The organism is Mucilaginibacter sp. 5C4 (genome assembly GCF_034345625.1).
Lineage (GTDB): Bacteria > Bacteroidota > Bacteroidia > Sphingobacteriales > Sphingobacteriaceae > Mucilaginibacter > Mucilaginibacter aurantiaciroseus.
On the sequence record NZ_CP133775.1, the window covers coordinates 2,199,512 to 2,214,351 of the forward strand.

At 44.8% G+C, this 14,840-nt stretch carries 12 protein-coding genes; 9 read left to right on the forward strand and 3 right to left on the reverse strand.

What is annotated here, in order from left to right:
• Positions 1-9: 9 nt before the first annotated feature.
• Positions 10-921: a HAMP domain-containing sensor histidine kinase gene (locus tag RHM67_RS10450; RefSeq protein ID WP_322232156.1), complete on the reverse strand. Its 912-nt coding sequence runs from the start codon at positions 919-921 to the stop codon at positions 10-12.
• Between the two features lie 810 nt (positions 922-1,731).
• Here RHM67_RS10450 and RHM67_RS10455 point away from each other — a divergent pair.
• The 7 genes from RHM67_RS10455 (at position 1,732) to RHM67_RS10485 (ending at position 9,291) form a co-directional block, all read left to right on the forward strand.
• Positions 1,732-3,396, forward strand: a complete 1,665-nt coding sequence (locus RHM67_RS10455) for an altronate dehydratase family protein (RefSeq protein WP_322232157.1) — start codon at positions 1,732-1,734, stop codon at positions 3,394-3,396.
• A gap of 10 nt (positions 3,397-3,406) precedes the next feature.
• Positions 3,407-4,171, forward strand: a complete 765-nt coding sequence (locus RHM67_RS10460; protein WP_322232158.1) for a glucose 1-dehydrogenase — start codon at positions 3,407-3,409, stop codon at positions 4,169-4,171.
• A 6-nt stretch (positions 4,172-4,177) separates the two neighbouring features.
• A complete protein-coding gene (locus RHM67_RS10465; RefSeq protein WP_322226624.1) occupies positions 4,178-5,035 on the forward strand; it encodes a fumarylacetoacetate hydrolase family protein in 858 nt (285 codons plus the stop codon).
• 88 nt (positions 5,036-5,123) lie between these two features.
• Positions 5,124-5,873, forward strand: a complete 750-nt coding sequence (locus RHM67_RS10470) for a (Fe-S)-binding protein (protein ID WP_322226625.1) — start codon at positions 5,124-5,126, stop codon at positions 5,871-5,873.
• Positions 5,870-7,231 carry a lactate utilization protein B gene (locus RHM67_RS10475; protein WP_322226626.1) on the forward strand — a complete coding sequence of 454 codons (1,362 nt, stop codon included), beginning with the start codon at positions 5,870-5,872 and terminating at the stop codon, positions 7,229-7,231. Before RHM67_RS10470 ends, RHM67_RS10475 begins: the two co-directional genes overlap by 4 nt.
• Before the next feature lie 67 nt (positions 7,232-7,298).
• Positions 7,299-7,898, forward strand: coding sequence for a LutC/YkgG family protein (locus RHM67_RS10480; protein ID WP_322226628.1), 600 nt, complete (start codon positions 7,299-7,301; stop codon positions 7,896-7,898).
• A gap of 85 nt (positions 7,899-7,983) precedes the next feature.
• On the forward strand, positions 7,984-9,291 hold the full coding sequence (locus RHM67_RS10485; RefSeq protein ID WP_322226629.1) for a hypothetical protein: 1,308 nt from the start codon (positions 7,984-7,986) through the stop codon (positions 9,289-9,291).
• Positions 9,292-9,297: 6 nt separating this feature from the next.
• Here the strand turns inward: RHM67_RS10485 and RHM67_RS10490 are convergent, their stop codons facing one another.
• On the reverse strand, positions 9,298-10,167 hold the full coding sequence (locus RHM67_RS10490) for an AraC family transcriptional regulator (RefSeq protein WP_322226631.1): 870 nt from the start codon (positions 10,165-10,167) through the stop codon (positions 9,298-9,300).
• 217 nt (positions 10,168-10,384) lie between these two features.
• Here RHM67_RS10490 and RHM67_RS10495 point away from each other — a divergent pair, with 217 nt between their 5' ends.
• Together RHM67_RS10495 and RHM67_RS10500 are read left to right on the forward strand one after the other, a co-directional pair.
• Positions 10,385-11,164 (forward strand): SDR family oxidoreductase, encoded by a 780-nt coding sequence (locus RHM67_RS10495; RefSeq protein WP_322226633.1) that lies wholly within the window; start codon positions 10,385-10,387, stop codon positions 11,162-11,164.
• An 8-nt stretch (positions 11,165-11,172) separates the two neighbouring features.
• On the forward strand, positions 11,173-13,407 hold the full coding sequence (locus RHM67_RS10500; protein ID WP_322226634.1) for a glycosyl hydrolase family 95 catalytic domain-containing protein: 2,235 nt from the start codon (positions 11,173-11,175) through the stop codon (positions 13,405-13,407).
• Between the two features lie 12 nt (positions 13,408-13,419).
• Here the strand turns inward: RHM67_RS10500 and RHM67_RS10505 are convergent, their stop codons facing one another.
• Positions 13,420-14,829: a sugar porter family MFS transporter gene (locus tag RHM67_RS10505; RefSeq protein ID WP_322226635.1), complete on the reverse strand. Its 1,410-nt coding sequence runs from the start codon at positions 14,827-14,829 to the stop codon at positions 13,420-13,422.
• Positions 14,830-14,840: the final 11 nt, after the last annotated feature.

Consider the following 14,840-nt stretch of genomic DNA (forward strand, 5'->3'; position numbering starts at 1 on the left):
AGAATGAGATTAGAATTTCGAAGTCTTAAATGTAGTACCCTTACCTTCTGTAGACAACATGTTGATCTTGCCCTTGAATGATTGTATTATCTTTTGGATTACATATAAACCTACACCGGTGCCGGAATAAGTCCGGCCGTTAGGGCTTCTGTAAAAAGAGTCGAATATCATCTCAGCATCAACATCCGGCACGCCAACGCCCGAATCTTCAATAATAATGTTTATACAATCTTCATCGGCATTCAAAATATACTTTACAGGCTGGTTATTTGAAAACTTGAAAGCATTATCGATAATATTATTGAAGGCTATTGTGAGTAAAGATTTATTAGCTAAGATCGATAACATACCTGCGTCGTCCGGCAAATGTTGTATATCCAATAAGAACTTTCCCTGCCCCAATTTTTTAATCCAGAAAGCATGAAGTTCCCAGATAAGTTCGTCGATCATAACAGTTGATAATTTTGCGCGGCTGTATTCAAAGTCTGCCTGGGCAAGTTCCATTAATCTGGTTATGGTATTGTTTAATCTTTCAGATTCATACAATACAGAATTTAAAACCTGTTGATATTCTACAGAAGTACGCTCATAATTTAAAGAGACCTCTATTTCCCCGATAATACTTGTTACAGGGGTACGCAGCTCGTGTGATGCATTAGAAACAAAACCCTGCTGCAGTTCAAACGAACTTTGCAAATGCACCAATAATCGATTGACGTTTTGTGCGAGTTCTGCTATCTCATCCTTGCCTTTGCCATCATATACACGCACATGAAGGTTCTGAACAGTTATTTGCTTTATCTGTGCAATGAGCCTGTTTATCGGTGCAAGTGAACGTTGCGCAAACCACCTGCCCGCAAAAAAAATCAGGCCGTTCAAAACAAAAAACATTAACAGCATTAGCTCTGCTGCCTTTTCCATCTATTGATCATTTCTGTAATCCGGCGCAGATATCAGAATTACAAAATCACCCTGGTTGTCTTTATAATAAATACCAACAGCCTGTTTACTCCCCTGGTAAACTTAAGATTCTTTTTCTTCCTTACACGATCAATAACACGTTCAGACCAGCGTTGCTTATCGTTGGCAATAAAAGATTTGTTACGTTCATCAAATATGCCAATGGCTTCGCCGGGTAGTTTCGCTAGGTAGCGTTCCCTAACAAAGTCTTGCTTAATAATCAGTAAATCAAACTGTTATATGTAGGTTTCTTGTACAGCTGAGACCATATTTAACTTAACCTCTTAATAATTACTAAGGGGCTTTTTTGCGCCTTAAGCTGCTTATTGAGTTAATAAATGCAAAATTGTAAATTTTATGAGTTTAATATAGACCTACGATTTAGTTTATTTACTGCAGGTAATGCTAATTATACAATATCGCTTAATTATTAGCCAATAATACAAAAGCATTATTGGCGGGCATGCATTTCCTTTGTAATCATGTACAGATCAACATTCTGTTGTTAAACATAAGAATGGCTTTCCGGTCGACATCATCTCAACGGTAAGCATTAATATTTTGAAATAGCAACAACAGAAAGCAGATTGATAGGTTTTAATAATACGATTGGCTATCTTAGCTAAAGCCAATTGCCCATCCTTTTTAAGATAAGTCCATTGTGAAAGCTTTGGCGAATTATTTTATTTGAAATTATAACAACATAACCGGGTAAGCTATTTAAAGCCTCCTGGTATACAAACGGGTGCTGCATCCGAACTATAAATTATTATGGTAGAAGAAGTTAAACGTACTTTTTTACATATTCACCAAGCCGATAATGTACTTGTTGCACTTACCGACCTGCCCAAAGGTACTTATATCGAGCACGAGGGTTTAGGTTTTACACTGGTTGATAACGTGGCCGGCAAACACAAGTTTACCATTAACGCTTTGCAACCCGGCGACCAGGTGTACATGTATGGCGTATTGGTCGGTAAAGCCAGCGAATACATCCCGCAGGGCGGGGCCATTAATACCCAAAACTTAAAACACGCTGCCGACGATTTTACCCTCGGCAACCGCAAAACAACCTGGGCACAGCCCGATGTAAGCACTTTTGCTAACCGCACCTTTAACGGCTACCACCGGTCAGATGGTTCGGTAGGCACGGCTAATTACTGGCTGGTTATCCCATTGGTTTTTTGTGAGAACAGGAATATTAATGTATTGAAGGATGCCTTGCTGGATAAACTGGGTTTTTCTAAGCCACGCGGTTACGAGAACGAGGTTGACCAATTGGTAGCCATGTTGGAGGCGGGTAAATCGGCAGAAGAGATTTTACAGGCCGATCTGCAGATGACACCTGAGACGGGTGCATCAAACAAACTATTCCCTAATATCGATGGCATTAAATTCCTGAACCACGATATGGGCTGCGGCGGTACCCGTACAGATTCTGATGCGCTTTGCGGATTATTAGCGGGTTACATCACCCATCCAAACGTAGCAGGGGCAACCATACTGAGCCTTGGCTGCCAGCATGCCCAGGCCAGCATCTTGCAGGACGAGATCAATAAACGTGATCCGAATTTTTCCAAACCCTTAATAATACTGGAGCAGCAAAAGCTTGGCACCGAAAGCCGCCTTTTGCACGAAGCGCTTAAACAAACCTTCGCGGGTTTAATGCAAGTAAATAAACAGCAACGCCAGCCTGCGCCAATTAATAAACTTTGTATTGGCTTAGAGTGTGGCGGGTCTGATGGTTTCTCTGGTATCTCGGCAAACCCTGTTTTGGGTTATTTGTCGGATATGATGGTAACCATGGGTGGCAGCGTTGTACTGGCCGAGTTTCCGGAGCTTTGCGGTGTGGAGCAGGAACTAAGCGACCGTTGTGTTGACGATATCACCGCTTTAAAGTTTATGGACCTGATGCGTACCTACAATGCCAAGGCCGAAGCAGATGGATCAGGTTTTTACGCTAACCCCTCACCTGGTAATATCAGGGATGGTTTGATAACAGATGCCATTAAATCTGCAGGTGCAGCCAAAAAAGGCGGTACATCGCCTGTTACGGCTGTATTAGATTACCCCGAGAAAGTAACTAAGCCAGGCTTAAACCTGCTTTGTACCCCCGGCAGCGATGTGGAAAGCACCACTGCCGAAGTAGCATCAGGCGCAAATATTGTATTGTTTACTACAGGCTTGGGTACGCCTACAGGTAACCCTGTTGCGCCGGTGGTTAAGCTATCGACCAATACAACACTGTTTAACAAGATGCCTGATATTATTGACTTTAACTGCGGTACGGTTATAGAGGGCGCGGAAACCATCGAACAATCCGCACACCGTTTATTAAACTATGTGATAGATGTTGCTAATGGCGAGATCAAGCCAAAGGCAGTACAATTAGGTCAGGACGATTTTATTCCATGGAAACGTGGCGTTTCATTATAAACCATTATAAATGTTCAGCTTAAAAAATAAAATAGCCGTTATAACCGGCGGGGGCAGCGGTATAGGTAAGGCAATAGCCTTGCTGTTTGCCAAACAAGGCGCTACCATCCACATTATCGAATTAAATACCGATGCTGCTAACGATGTTATCGCCGAAATAAAAAACGCGGGCGGCGACGGCCAGGCACATGCCGCCAACGTTTCCGATCAGCAAGCAGTAATAAATGTATTTAATACCATTGGCAAGGTAGATGTCCTGGTAAACAACGCCGGAATAGCCCACGTAGGTAACGTCGAAAAAACATCCGAAGCCGACCTTGACCGCATCTTTAGCGTGAATGTAAAAGGTGCTTACAATTGCCTTTTCGCCGCTGTGCCATTAATGAAAGCCGCGGGCAAAGGCGCCATCCTTAATATGGCCTCAATTGCTGCTCACGTGGGTATTACCGATAGGTTTGCCTACTCGATGAGTAAAGGTGCAATCTACGCCATGAGCATGTCAGTAGCGCGTGATTACCTGGCAGATAATATCCGCAGCAATAGCATTTCGCCGGCAAGGGTTCATACGCCGTTTGTGGATGGTTTTATCGCCAAAAACTATCCCGATAACCAGGAAGAAATCTTTGATAAGCTCTCTAAAAGCCAACCCATAGGTCGCATGGGGCAACCCGATGAGATAGCGGCGCTGGCATTGTACTTATGCTCTGACGAGGCCAGCTTTATAACCGGGGTAGATTACCCGATTGATGGCGGATTTATTACATTGAACAACTAAAACAGTATGAAATTTATACGATACGGCAACGCCGGCGAAGAACGCACAGGTGTACAAATAGATGGCGTTAACTACGATACTGCCTTTTACGGTAAAGATTACGACGAAAAGTTTTTTGAAACAGGAGGCCCGGCGCAATTGGCTGCTTACGTAAAAGAGCACCAAAGCGAATTGCAAGCTATTCCTGAGGGGGCCCGTTTGGGCAGCCCGATAGCAAGGCCGTCTAAAATTGTATGCGTCGGCCTTAACTATGCCGATCATGCTAAAGAAACCAACGCGCCGTTACCGTCAGAACCTATCATCTTTATGAAAAGCACTACCTCGTTGGTTGGGCCTAATGATGATATTATGATCCCCAAAAACTCGGTAAAAACAGATTGGGAAGTGGAACTGGCGGTAGTTATCGGCAAAAAAGCATCCTATGTGGAGGAAGCTGATGCTGCCGATTATATAGCAGGTTATGTGCTGCATAACGATGTATCTGAACGTGAATTTCAACTGGAACGCAATGGTACCTGGGATAAGGGTAAAGGTTGTGATACCTTCGCTCCGATGGGCCCATACCTGGCAACGCCCGATGAGGTTGGCGATGTAGATAACCTGCGCCTTTGGCTAACCGTTAACGGCGAAAAAATGCAGGAGGGCACAACCGCCAGTTTTATATTTAAAGTGCCTTACATCGTATCTTACGTAAGCCAGTTTATGACTTTGCTGCCGGGTGATGTGATCTCTACAGGTACGCCCGCCGGCGTTGGCCTTGGTTTTAAACCACCGATCTATTTAAAGGCAGGCGATGTTGTGGAATTAGGCATCGATGGTTTAGGTACATCAAAACAAAATGTGGTTGCTTACGCCAAAGCTTAGTTACAACAATACAGTTAAGTACAGTTAAATGCTGTGGACTTTCTAATTTACGCCCACAAACCACGGCAACCATTCCGCCAACCCGATTATGAAAGTAGGCCTTTTTATACCCTGTTATGTAGATCAGTTTTACCCCAATGCGGCCATAGCTACTTTAGAGCTATTGGAAAAGCAGGGCTTAGGGGTGGGTTATCCCACGCAGCAAACCTGCTGCGGGCAGCCTATGGCAAACTCGGGTTACGAGCATTTGACGGGTGGTTGTAACGATTTATTTGTAGATAACTTTGCGGGGTACGACTACATTGTTTCGCCTTCAGGTAGTTGCGCTTTGCATATCAAAGAGCATTTACACTCGCACGATAACGAACCCGCCGCGCAAGGCATCCGCAGAAAAATATATGAGCTAACCGAATTTTTGACTGATGTTTTAAAGGTTGAAAAACTGGATGCTGCATTCCCGCATAAGGTTGGCCTGCACCAAAGCTGCCACGGTCAGCGCGGACTTAAACTGGCGCAGATGACGGAGCTAACCGCATCGCCATTCTCCAAACCGGTTTCGTTATTAAATATGGTAGCGGGAGTGGAGCTGATCAACCTTACCCGCCCCGATGAGTGCTGCGGTTTTGGCGGTACATTTTGCGTGGCCGAAGAAGCGGTATCATCCAAAATGGGTAAAGACCGTGTTGCTGATCATGAACACAACGGCGCCGAATATATAACGGCTGCCGATCTTTCCTGCCTGATGCACATGGAAGGCATTCTGAAAAGAAAAAACAGTAAGATTAAAGTGATCCATATCGCCGAGATATTGAACGGTGTAAAGGAGGTGGTATCATGAAAGACCACGCCGAACTTGCCGAGGTATTTAATAAAGATGAGCAGCGTGTAGACTGGCACGACGAAACCCTTTGGTTTGTGCGCGAAAAGCGCGACAAGGCATCGCACCAGATACCGGACTGGGAGGAATTGCGTGAGGCCGCATCACAAATAAAGCATAACGCATTATCTGATCTGGGCAACTACCTGGAACAGTTTGAAAAGAACGCTATTGCGAACGGCATCACCGTGCACTGGGCTATGGATGCTAAAGAACATAACGAGATAGTCCACAGCCTGCTGAAAAAGCATGGCATCACTCAAATGGTGAAAAGCAAATCTATGCTTACCGAGGAATGCCACCTTAATCATTACTTGGAGGAACAAGGCATTAACGTGGTAGATTCTGATTTGGGCGAGTTGATCGTCCAACTGGCTAAAGAACCGCCAAGTCACATCGTGCTGCCCTGTATCCACAAAAGGAAAGAGGAGATAGGCGATATATTTTATGAGCATTTAGGCAGCGCAAAGGGCGAATCTGACCCGCAGATCCTAACGGAAACCGCACGCATCCACCTGCGTAATACATTTCTTACCCGTAAGGCTGCTTTAACGGGCGTGAACTTCGCGGTAGCAGAAACCGGCGAGTTTGTGGTTTGTACCAACGAGGGTAACGCCGATATGGGCGCGCACCTTTCTGATATCCACATCGCCAGCATGGGGATTGAGAAACTGATCCCTAAACGAAAAGATCTTGGTGTGTTTTTACGCCTGCTTACACGCAGCGCTACGGGGCAGCCAATTACCACATATTCCAGCCATTTTAAAAGGCCAAGACCGGGGCAGGAAATGCATATTGTTTTGGTTGATAATGGCCGTAGTATCCAGCTTGGTCGCGAAGATTTCAGGAACTCACTTAAATGTATCCGTTGCGGGGCTTGTATGAACACCTGCCCGGTTTACAGGCGCAGCGGCGGGCATAGTTACCATACTGCGGTTGCCGGCCCCATAGGGTCTATATTAGCCCCGAATCTGGATATGAAACAATACGCCGATCTTCCGTTCGCGTCAACGCTATGCGGATCGTGTACCAACGTATGCCCTGTGAAGATCGACATCCACGAACAACTTTATAAATGGCGGCAGGTGATTGTAAAAGAAGGCTACAGCGATAAAAAGAAAACCGTTGCTATGCATGCAATGGCCTACACGCTATCATCGCCAAAGGTTTACCGCCTTGCGGGCAAAGTAGGCAGGGTGGTAATGAAGTACGCTCCGTTTGCCCTAAATAATGGTTTAAACCCCTGGTACAAACACCGCGATATGCCGGAGCCGCCTAAAGAATCATTTGGAGAATGGTACAGGAAGAACAGGCGTTAGAATCAGGACGATAAGAATCAAGAACCAAGACAAAAGAAAGCTTCAATTATTATTGGCAAACACCAACATGACCACGCGAGAAAAGATATTAGCAGATGTACGTAAAAACCAGCCGCCATTGGTGGATGCGCCTGGTATTGCTGTTTGGGAAAACAGGGTGCAGGCTGATGGTTCAACCATATTGGAAACCTTTAAAGCGGTTGCGGGTAATGTTGGGGGTAAGGTGGTGTTGGTTGACAGCATTGAAGGCGTCAAAGCACATTTGAATATCATCCCCGGCACACGTGTGCTTACTACCGTGCCCGAATTGTTTGATGTTGCAGATGATGCCGCATCGTTCGCTAATGCTACACCACATGAATTAGAAAACGTGGAGTTAGCCATATTAGAAGCAGAATTTGGCGTAGCCGAGAATAGCGCCCTTTGGGTGACCGAAAAGCAAATGGGTACACGCGTACTTCCGTTCATTTGCCAGCATTTAGCTTTTGTGGTAAACGCCTCAGATATTGTGGCCGATATGCACGCGGCGTACCTGCGTACAGAGGGTAGCGATCATAGTTTTGCATCCTTTATATCCGGCCCTTCCAAAACTGCCGATATAGAGCAATCCCTTGTTTTAGGGGCACACGGGCCGCGTAGTTTGGTAATATTCATCATCAGCAAATAGCGATCATTTTCTTTGAGGAGTCCACTTTATTTTGAATTAAAAAATTCAAAATAAAGTATATGTTTGTACATAATTATTTTTGATTATGAGGGCATTTAAATCTCTTTCATTAATAACGGTTGTTGCACTAATGAGCGTGTTTTCTGTGCATGCTCAAACCCCAACTGATAAGCAACTCGCGCAAAAAATACTTGCCGATAATAAATTAGATACTGTACAGGCACGTGCTCTAAAACTTTTAACTGGTTTTACAGCCGGTACCTCATACGGCGAAATATGGATCCGCGATTTTAATACGTTCATTAAAGGATCTTTACAGGCCCGCAGCAAAACGGATGTAAGGGATGCTTTGCTCCTATTTTTCAAAATACAGGCAAAGGATAATAATATACCTGATGGTGCCATTAATTCAAAAAACGCGAATGCTGGTTATGCTTACCTACATTCTGACCTGGCGCCGGGCTGGGCCATCCACAAAAACACCGTTGAAACAGACCAGGAATCGTCATTGATACAGGCCGTGAAAAAGTATGTTGACGTAACCGGTGATAAAACCATTCTTGACGAAAAAGTTGGCGACCGTACCGTTATGCAACGTATGGAGGCTGCCATGAAATATCTGTTAAAAGAACGATGGTCGGCAAAATATGGTTTAATAAAAGGCGCTACAACGGTAGATTGGGGCGATGTGCAGCCACAAAACGGTTGGGGGGTAGTGATTGACAATAATACCAAATGGGCTATCGATATATACGATAACGCCATGTTTGTATCTGCCATCAGCGATTTTATGGAGATGAAATCTGCTACCTACAAAACGCAAACCGATTGGCTGAAAGTGAAAGTAGCCTTAAAGGCAAATATCCGTAAGCACTTGTGGGATACTAAAGCACAAAAGTATATCCCGCATTTATACTTGGATGGAAGCCCTTTTCCTAAAGATTTTGATGAGCGTAAGATATTGTATTCGGGAGGTACCACCTGTGCTATATTGGCCGGGTTACATACCAAAACCGAAATAAAAGCAATTAACAAACAGCTTTTGGCAATGGCGGCTAACGAGAAATTTGCTACAATAGGCATGACGGTTTACCCTGTTTACCCAAAAAAAGTATTCCCCAATATGGCGGCTTATTCTTATCAAAACGGCGGCGATTGGACGTGGTTTGGCGGGCGCACTATCCAGGCCCTTGTCATCAATAACATGCCTCAGGAGGCATATACAGAATTAACACCGATGATAGATAGGGTTATCAAAAACAATGGTTTTTACGAATGGTATGATGTACGCAATGGCAAGGCATCAGGTTCCGGTGATTTTAGGGGCGAAGCAGGTGTATTGTACGATGCCATCACCCTGTTAAAAAACTGGGCGCAAAGTACTATTCAGTAGAAATAATTACTGCTTAATGTAGGTCTTTTGGTAAGTTAACGGGCTTTTGCCGGTTATCTCCTTAAAGTACTTATGGAAACTGGCGAAGTTGTAAAAGCCGCTATCGTAACAGATCTCTTTTACGTTCTGCTGGTTGTTGATCAACAGCTTACAGGCATTACCCACTCTGATTTCGTTAATGAACCTCGAATAGGTTTTTCTGCTGCGCGATTTAAAGAATTTGCAAAATGAGTTGGGGCTGATGTTGGCCACCGCTGCTATCTCCTCCAGCGAGATCTTTTTCTTAAAATTGGCTATGGAATAATTGTAGATGGCGTTAATCCGGTCTTTTTCTGCTTCCTGGAAGTTGTGCTGGAAGCCCATCGAGGCCAACATGTTATCCTCCGCGCTGTCGCCTATGGCCATTAATACTTCCATTAAAAGGATGATCTTCCGCGCACCTTCGGCATAAATTATTTGCTCAATCAGGTGGCCTATTTGTTTCAGGTTCTCGCCCGTTATCTGGATGCCGCGTTTTGATTGTTTGAGCACGTTTTTTATCTCCTGGGTTTCGGGTAGTTGCAGGAAGGCATCGCCCCAAAAGTTCTCGTTAAAATGGATCACGCTTACATCGGCACTAATGCCTGCTTCTTTATCAAAATAACTTTCGTTGAACTGCCAGTAGTGGGGCAGGTTTGAGCCAACCAACACCACATCGCCGGTATTGAATTGGGTGATGCAATCGCCTATGAACTGTGTGCCGTTACCTTTTTTAAAGTAAACTAATTCAACCTCGGGATGGTAATGCCAGCGGTTATTCACATTGGGCATAATATCTCGCCGAGCACTGAAGGAGTGCACTATATCGGTAGATACTTTTAGCAATTGAGGTTTCATGAAGTTATTAATTGGTTAGATGAATTTACAATAATTCAGTTTAAAAGTCTTAAAATTTCAAAATCATTTTATTAATTTACAATATTGCTTAATAATTTGCTAAAGGATAAAATTTCAAGCGTCTAACAAAGGCTTAATTTGCATATCAGCATACTACCAATTGGTATTTATAGCTAAATTATCACCAATTAAACCGGTACCAGCCGGCCCAACCATTATGGATCTACAAATAAAAAACAAAGTAATTATTGTGACCGGCGGCGCACGCGGTATAGGCAAAGGCATTGCCGTTTTATTGGCGAAAGAAGGTGCTATCCCGGTAATTTTAAGTCGCACCGAGGCGGAAAATATTAAAACAGTGCAGGAGATCGAAGCTGCCGGCGGCAAAGCATTCGCTATACAAGTCGAGCTATCAAACCCTGATGAATGCCGCACAGCATTAGAAAAAGTAATAAATCAATTTGGCTGTATTGATGGTGTGGTAAATAACGCCGGCGAAAATGATGGTGTGGGTTTGCAGAATGGCAACTACGAAAAGTTCATGCAATCGCTGCATAAAAACCTGGTGCATTATTATATGGTGGTGCATTATGCATTGCCGGAACTAATCAAATCGCAGGGCAGCATTGTAAATATTAGTTCAAAAGTGGCCGATACCGGGCAGGGTGGCACATCTGCCTATGCCGCGGCCAACGGTGGGCGTAACGCGCTTACAAGGGAGTGGGCGGTTGAATTGTTACCACACAACATCCGCGTAAATGCTGTGGTGGTGGCCGAATGCTATACCCCGCTGTACGAGCGCTGGTTGCAAACGCTCGAAAATCCTAAAGAAAAATTGGCTTCTATAACACAAAATATCCCCTTAGAGAAACGTATGACGACGGTTGAGGAAATAGCCAATACGGTTGTATTCCTGTTGTCGCCCGTATCAAGCCATACAACAGGGCAGATCACTTACGTTGACGGCGGTTATGTGCATTTAGACAGATCTATTTAAAGCTACTTATGAATAACCTTTTACGTACCGCTTCCACACTACTTTTCGCAATAATATTTTCCGGCGCCAGTGCCCAGAAATTAAAACTTTGGGATAATAAGCCCGCTAAAGACTGGATGACAGATGCTTACCCCATTGGCAACGGCCGTATGGGCGGGATGGTGTTTGGCGGCGTAGCGCAGGAACGTATCCAGTTTAACGAGTTAAGCCTTTGGACCGGCGACGAATGCGAAACAGGTGCTTATCAGGCGTTTGGCGACCTGTATATTAAATTTGCGGTTAAAGATAGTACAGCAACAGGCTATCAACGCGAACTGGATATCAGCCGGTCGGTAATGAATATTGCTTATGGTTTGGGTGGAGTGAACTATAAACGGGAGTATTTCTGCAGTTTCCCGGACAAGGTAATGGCTTTACATTATACAGCAAGCAAGCCGGGCGCATACTCGGCCATGATACAACTGACGGATGCACATAAAGCGACAATTACGGGCAACGGTGCATCATTGCAGGTAAGAGGTAAACTTGATAACGGTATGGCTTACAGCGCAACAGCTAAGATCATATTAGATGGTGGAACAGTTTCTTTAGATGAGGAGGGCAAACAGCTAAATATTCAAAAGGCTAATGGTTTTACCATCCTGCTTTCGGCCGCTACCGATTACATTAACAAGCGAGAGAATAAGTGGAAAGGTGAAGACCCGGCTGTAAAAATTAAAAACAGTATCGCGTCGGCATCGGCCAAAACATATGCGCAGTTATTGGCAAGGCATGTTGCCGATTACCAAGTCCTGTTTGGCAGGGTTTCGTTAACGCTGGGTAGTAAGTTTAGCACTTTAATGCTTGTGCCTACTTACCAGCGGATCATCAATTATAAAAAGAATGCTGATCCTAAGTTGGAAGCATTGCTTTTTCAATACGGTAGGTATTTGCTCATCAGTTCATCGCGCAAGGGGGGCTTACCTGCAAACTTGCAAGGGCTTTGGAACAACAGTACATCCCCGCCTTGGCGGAGCGATTATCATTCCAACATCAATATACAAATGAACTACTGGCTGGCTGAGCCAACCAATCTTTCGGAATGTGCTTATCCATACTTGGATTATATCAACAGCATGCGCAAGGTGAAAACCGAAAGCACCGCTAAAGAATACCCCGGCACCCGCGGCTGGACGGTAAAGACCGAGAACAATATTTTTGGCGGATCGAGCTTTTTGTGGAACACGCCGGGCAGCGCATGGTATGCGCAGGCTATATGGGAGCATTACGCGTTCACAAAAGATAAAAGTTATTTGAAAACCTTCGCTTACCCTATCTTGAAAGAGATCTCGGAATTTTGGGATGACCATTTGAAACGTCGCGAAGATGGTACGCTGGTATCGCCAAAGGGCTGGTCGCCGGAGCATGGGCCAACCGAAGATGGGGTGACGTACGATCAGGAAGTTGTTTACGACCTGTTCACCAACTATATAGAAGCTGCTGACATGTTAGGCATCGATAAAAACTACCGCGACCATATCGCATCATTAAAAGATCATCTGCTTAAGCCCAAAATTGGCAAATGGGGCCAGCTGCAGGAGTGGGAAACCGACCGCGATGATCCTAAAGATAACCACAGGCATGCCTCGCACTTGTTTGCCTTGCATCCCGGGAAACAGATCAGCACCATTAAAACGCCGGAGTTGGCGCAGGCTGCTAAAGTAAGTTTACTTGCCCGTGGCGATGCCTCAACCGGGTGGTCGATGGCGTGGAAGATGAACTTTTGGGCGCGGTTGCAGGATGGAGAGCATGCTTACAAGATCCTGAATAACTTTATAACCCTTGTTGGCGGTGCCGGGGTTGATTATAACGAAGGTGGGGGTATTTATGCCAACCTGTTTTGCGCACACCCGCCGTTTCAGATAGATGGTAATTTTGGATACACGGGTGGTGTTGCCGAAATGCTGATGCAAAGCCAAACAGACGAGATCCAACTATTACCCGCACTACCAAAAGCATGGGCAGAAGGTAGCGTTAAGGGATTAAAGGCAAGAGGTAATTTTATAATTACCAATTTGGAATGGAAAGACAGCAAAGTAACCAAGCTAATCATCAAATCTGTCTCGGGCGGCGAATGTAAGATCCGTGTAGCTAATGTTTTAAAGACCGCCACGCCGGTTAAAGGTAAAGTGCAGGACAAAGGCACGGTTTACAGTTTTAAAACCACACCGGGAGCTACCTACACCTTTACAGCCGGTAAGTAAGATTGTGTTAGATTAACGTTTCACCCAAATATCCTGCACTTCTTCCAATGATTTTCCTTTGGTTTCGGGTACCATTTTGTAAACTGTCCAAAAGGATAGCAGGCAGCACGCCGAGAAGAACCAAAAGGTATAAGCAGGGCCGATAGAACCTAAAAGGATAGGAGTTAGCTGTCCTACAATGGTATCTGCTATCCACATCACCATAATGCTGATGGCTAACGCGCGGCCACGGATCCGGGTGGGGAAGATTTCTGCGGCTATCACAAACTTTAACGGGCCAATAGAGAAAGCAAAACAAGCCAGGAAAAGTATAATACTGATCACTAAAGCGATGCTATTTGTGCTCCCGTGAAAAAAGCACCAGCCGGTAAAGAATAAGGAAACCGTTGCACCAAGCGAGCCTGCAATGTACAAAGGCCTGCGTCCCATTTTATCAACCTTCCAGATAGCGATAATGGTGAACAGGAAGTTCGCCAACCCGAAAATGATCTGCCCTAACAGGGCATTGCTGATGTTGATACCTGCATCGCTTAAAATGCGCGGGCCGTAGTAAATAACCGCGTTAATCCCGCTGAATTGTGAGAACAGGGGTAGCAGGATGCCAATTAATAAAGGTTTCCTCAAAGCCGGGGCAAAGAGCTCCTTATAAGTCCCCACATCTTTAGTGGTTCTATTTTTGATAGCGTCCGCTTCTTTTGCTGCGGTATCGGCGTCCTCAATTTTGGTGAGGATGGCAACACCTTCCGTGATTTTTCCTTTTTGCAATAACCAGCGCGGGCTTTCGGGCACAAATGCCAAACCAATAAAAAACAGGAGCGAGGGGATAATGCCCAGGCCAAGCATGCTTCGCCATACTTCTTTAACTAAAACCAGGTTGAATAAACTGTTTGATAACCCACTTTTATGCGATAGCGAAAAACTAAGTAATTGCGAATTGGTAAGGTAAGCGACAAGGATACCCGCAGTGATAGCCAACTGGTAAAATGTAACTAAACGCCCGCGTACTTTTGCTGGTGCAATTTCTGAAATGTAGAGCGGCGCAACTATAGATGCCACACCAATACCGGTACCACCCAACATGCGGGTTAAGACCAACGAAGTAAAGCCCGATGATAGTGCTGTACCGGCTGCCGAGAAAAAAAAAAGAACAGACGATAGCATCAGCATCTTTTTACGGCCAAGGCGGTCGCTCAGTTCACCGGAGAATGATACCCCAATGATACAACCCACCAGTGCCGACGAAACAAACCAACCCTCGGCAACAGGAGATAGCGCGAACTGATCTTTTACGAATGGCAGTACACCCGATATCACGGCAATATCAAACCCAAATAGAAAACCACCCATAGTGGCTACAAGGGTTATCGCCACTAAAAATAAGGACGATTTTTTGGGTTTAGATTCTAAGTATATATTACTCATTTAGGTTTGGT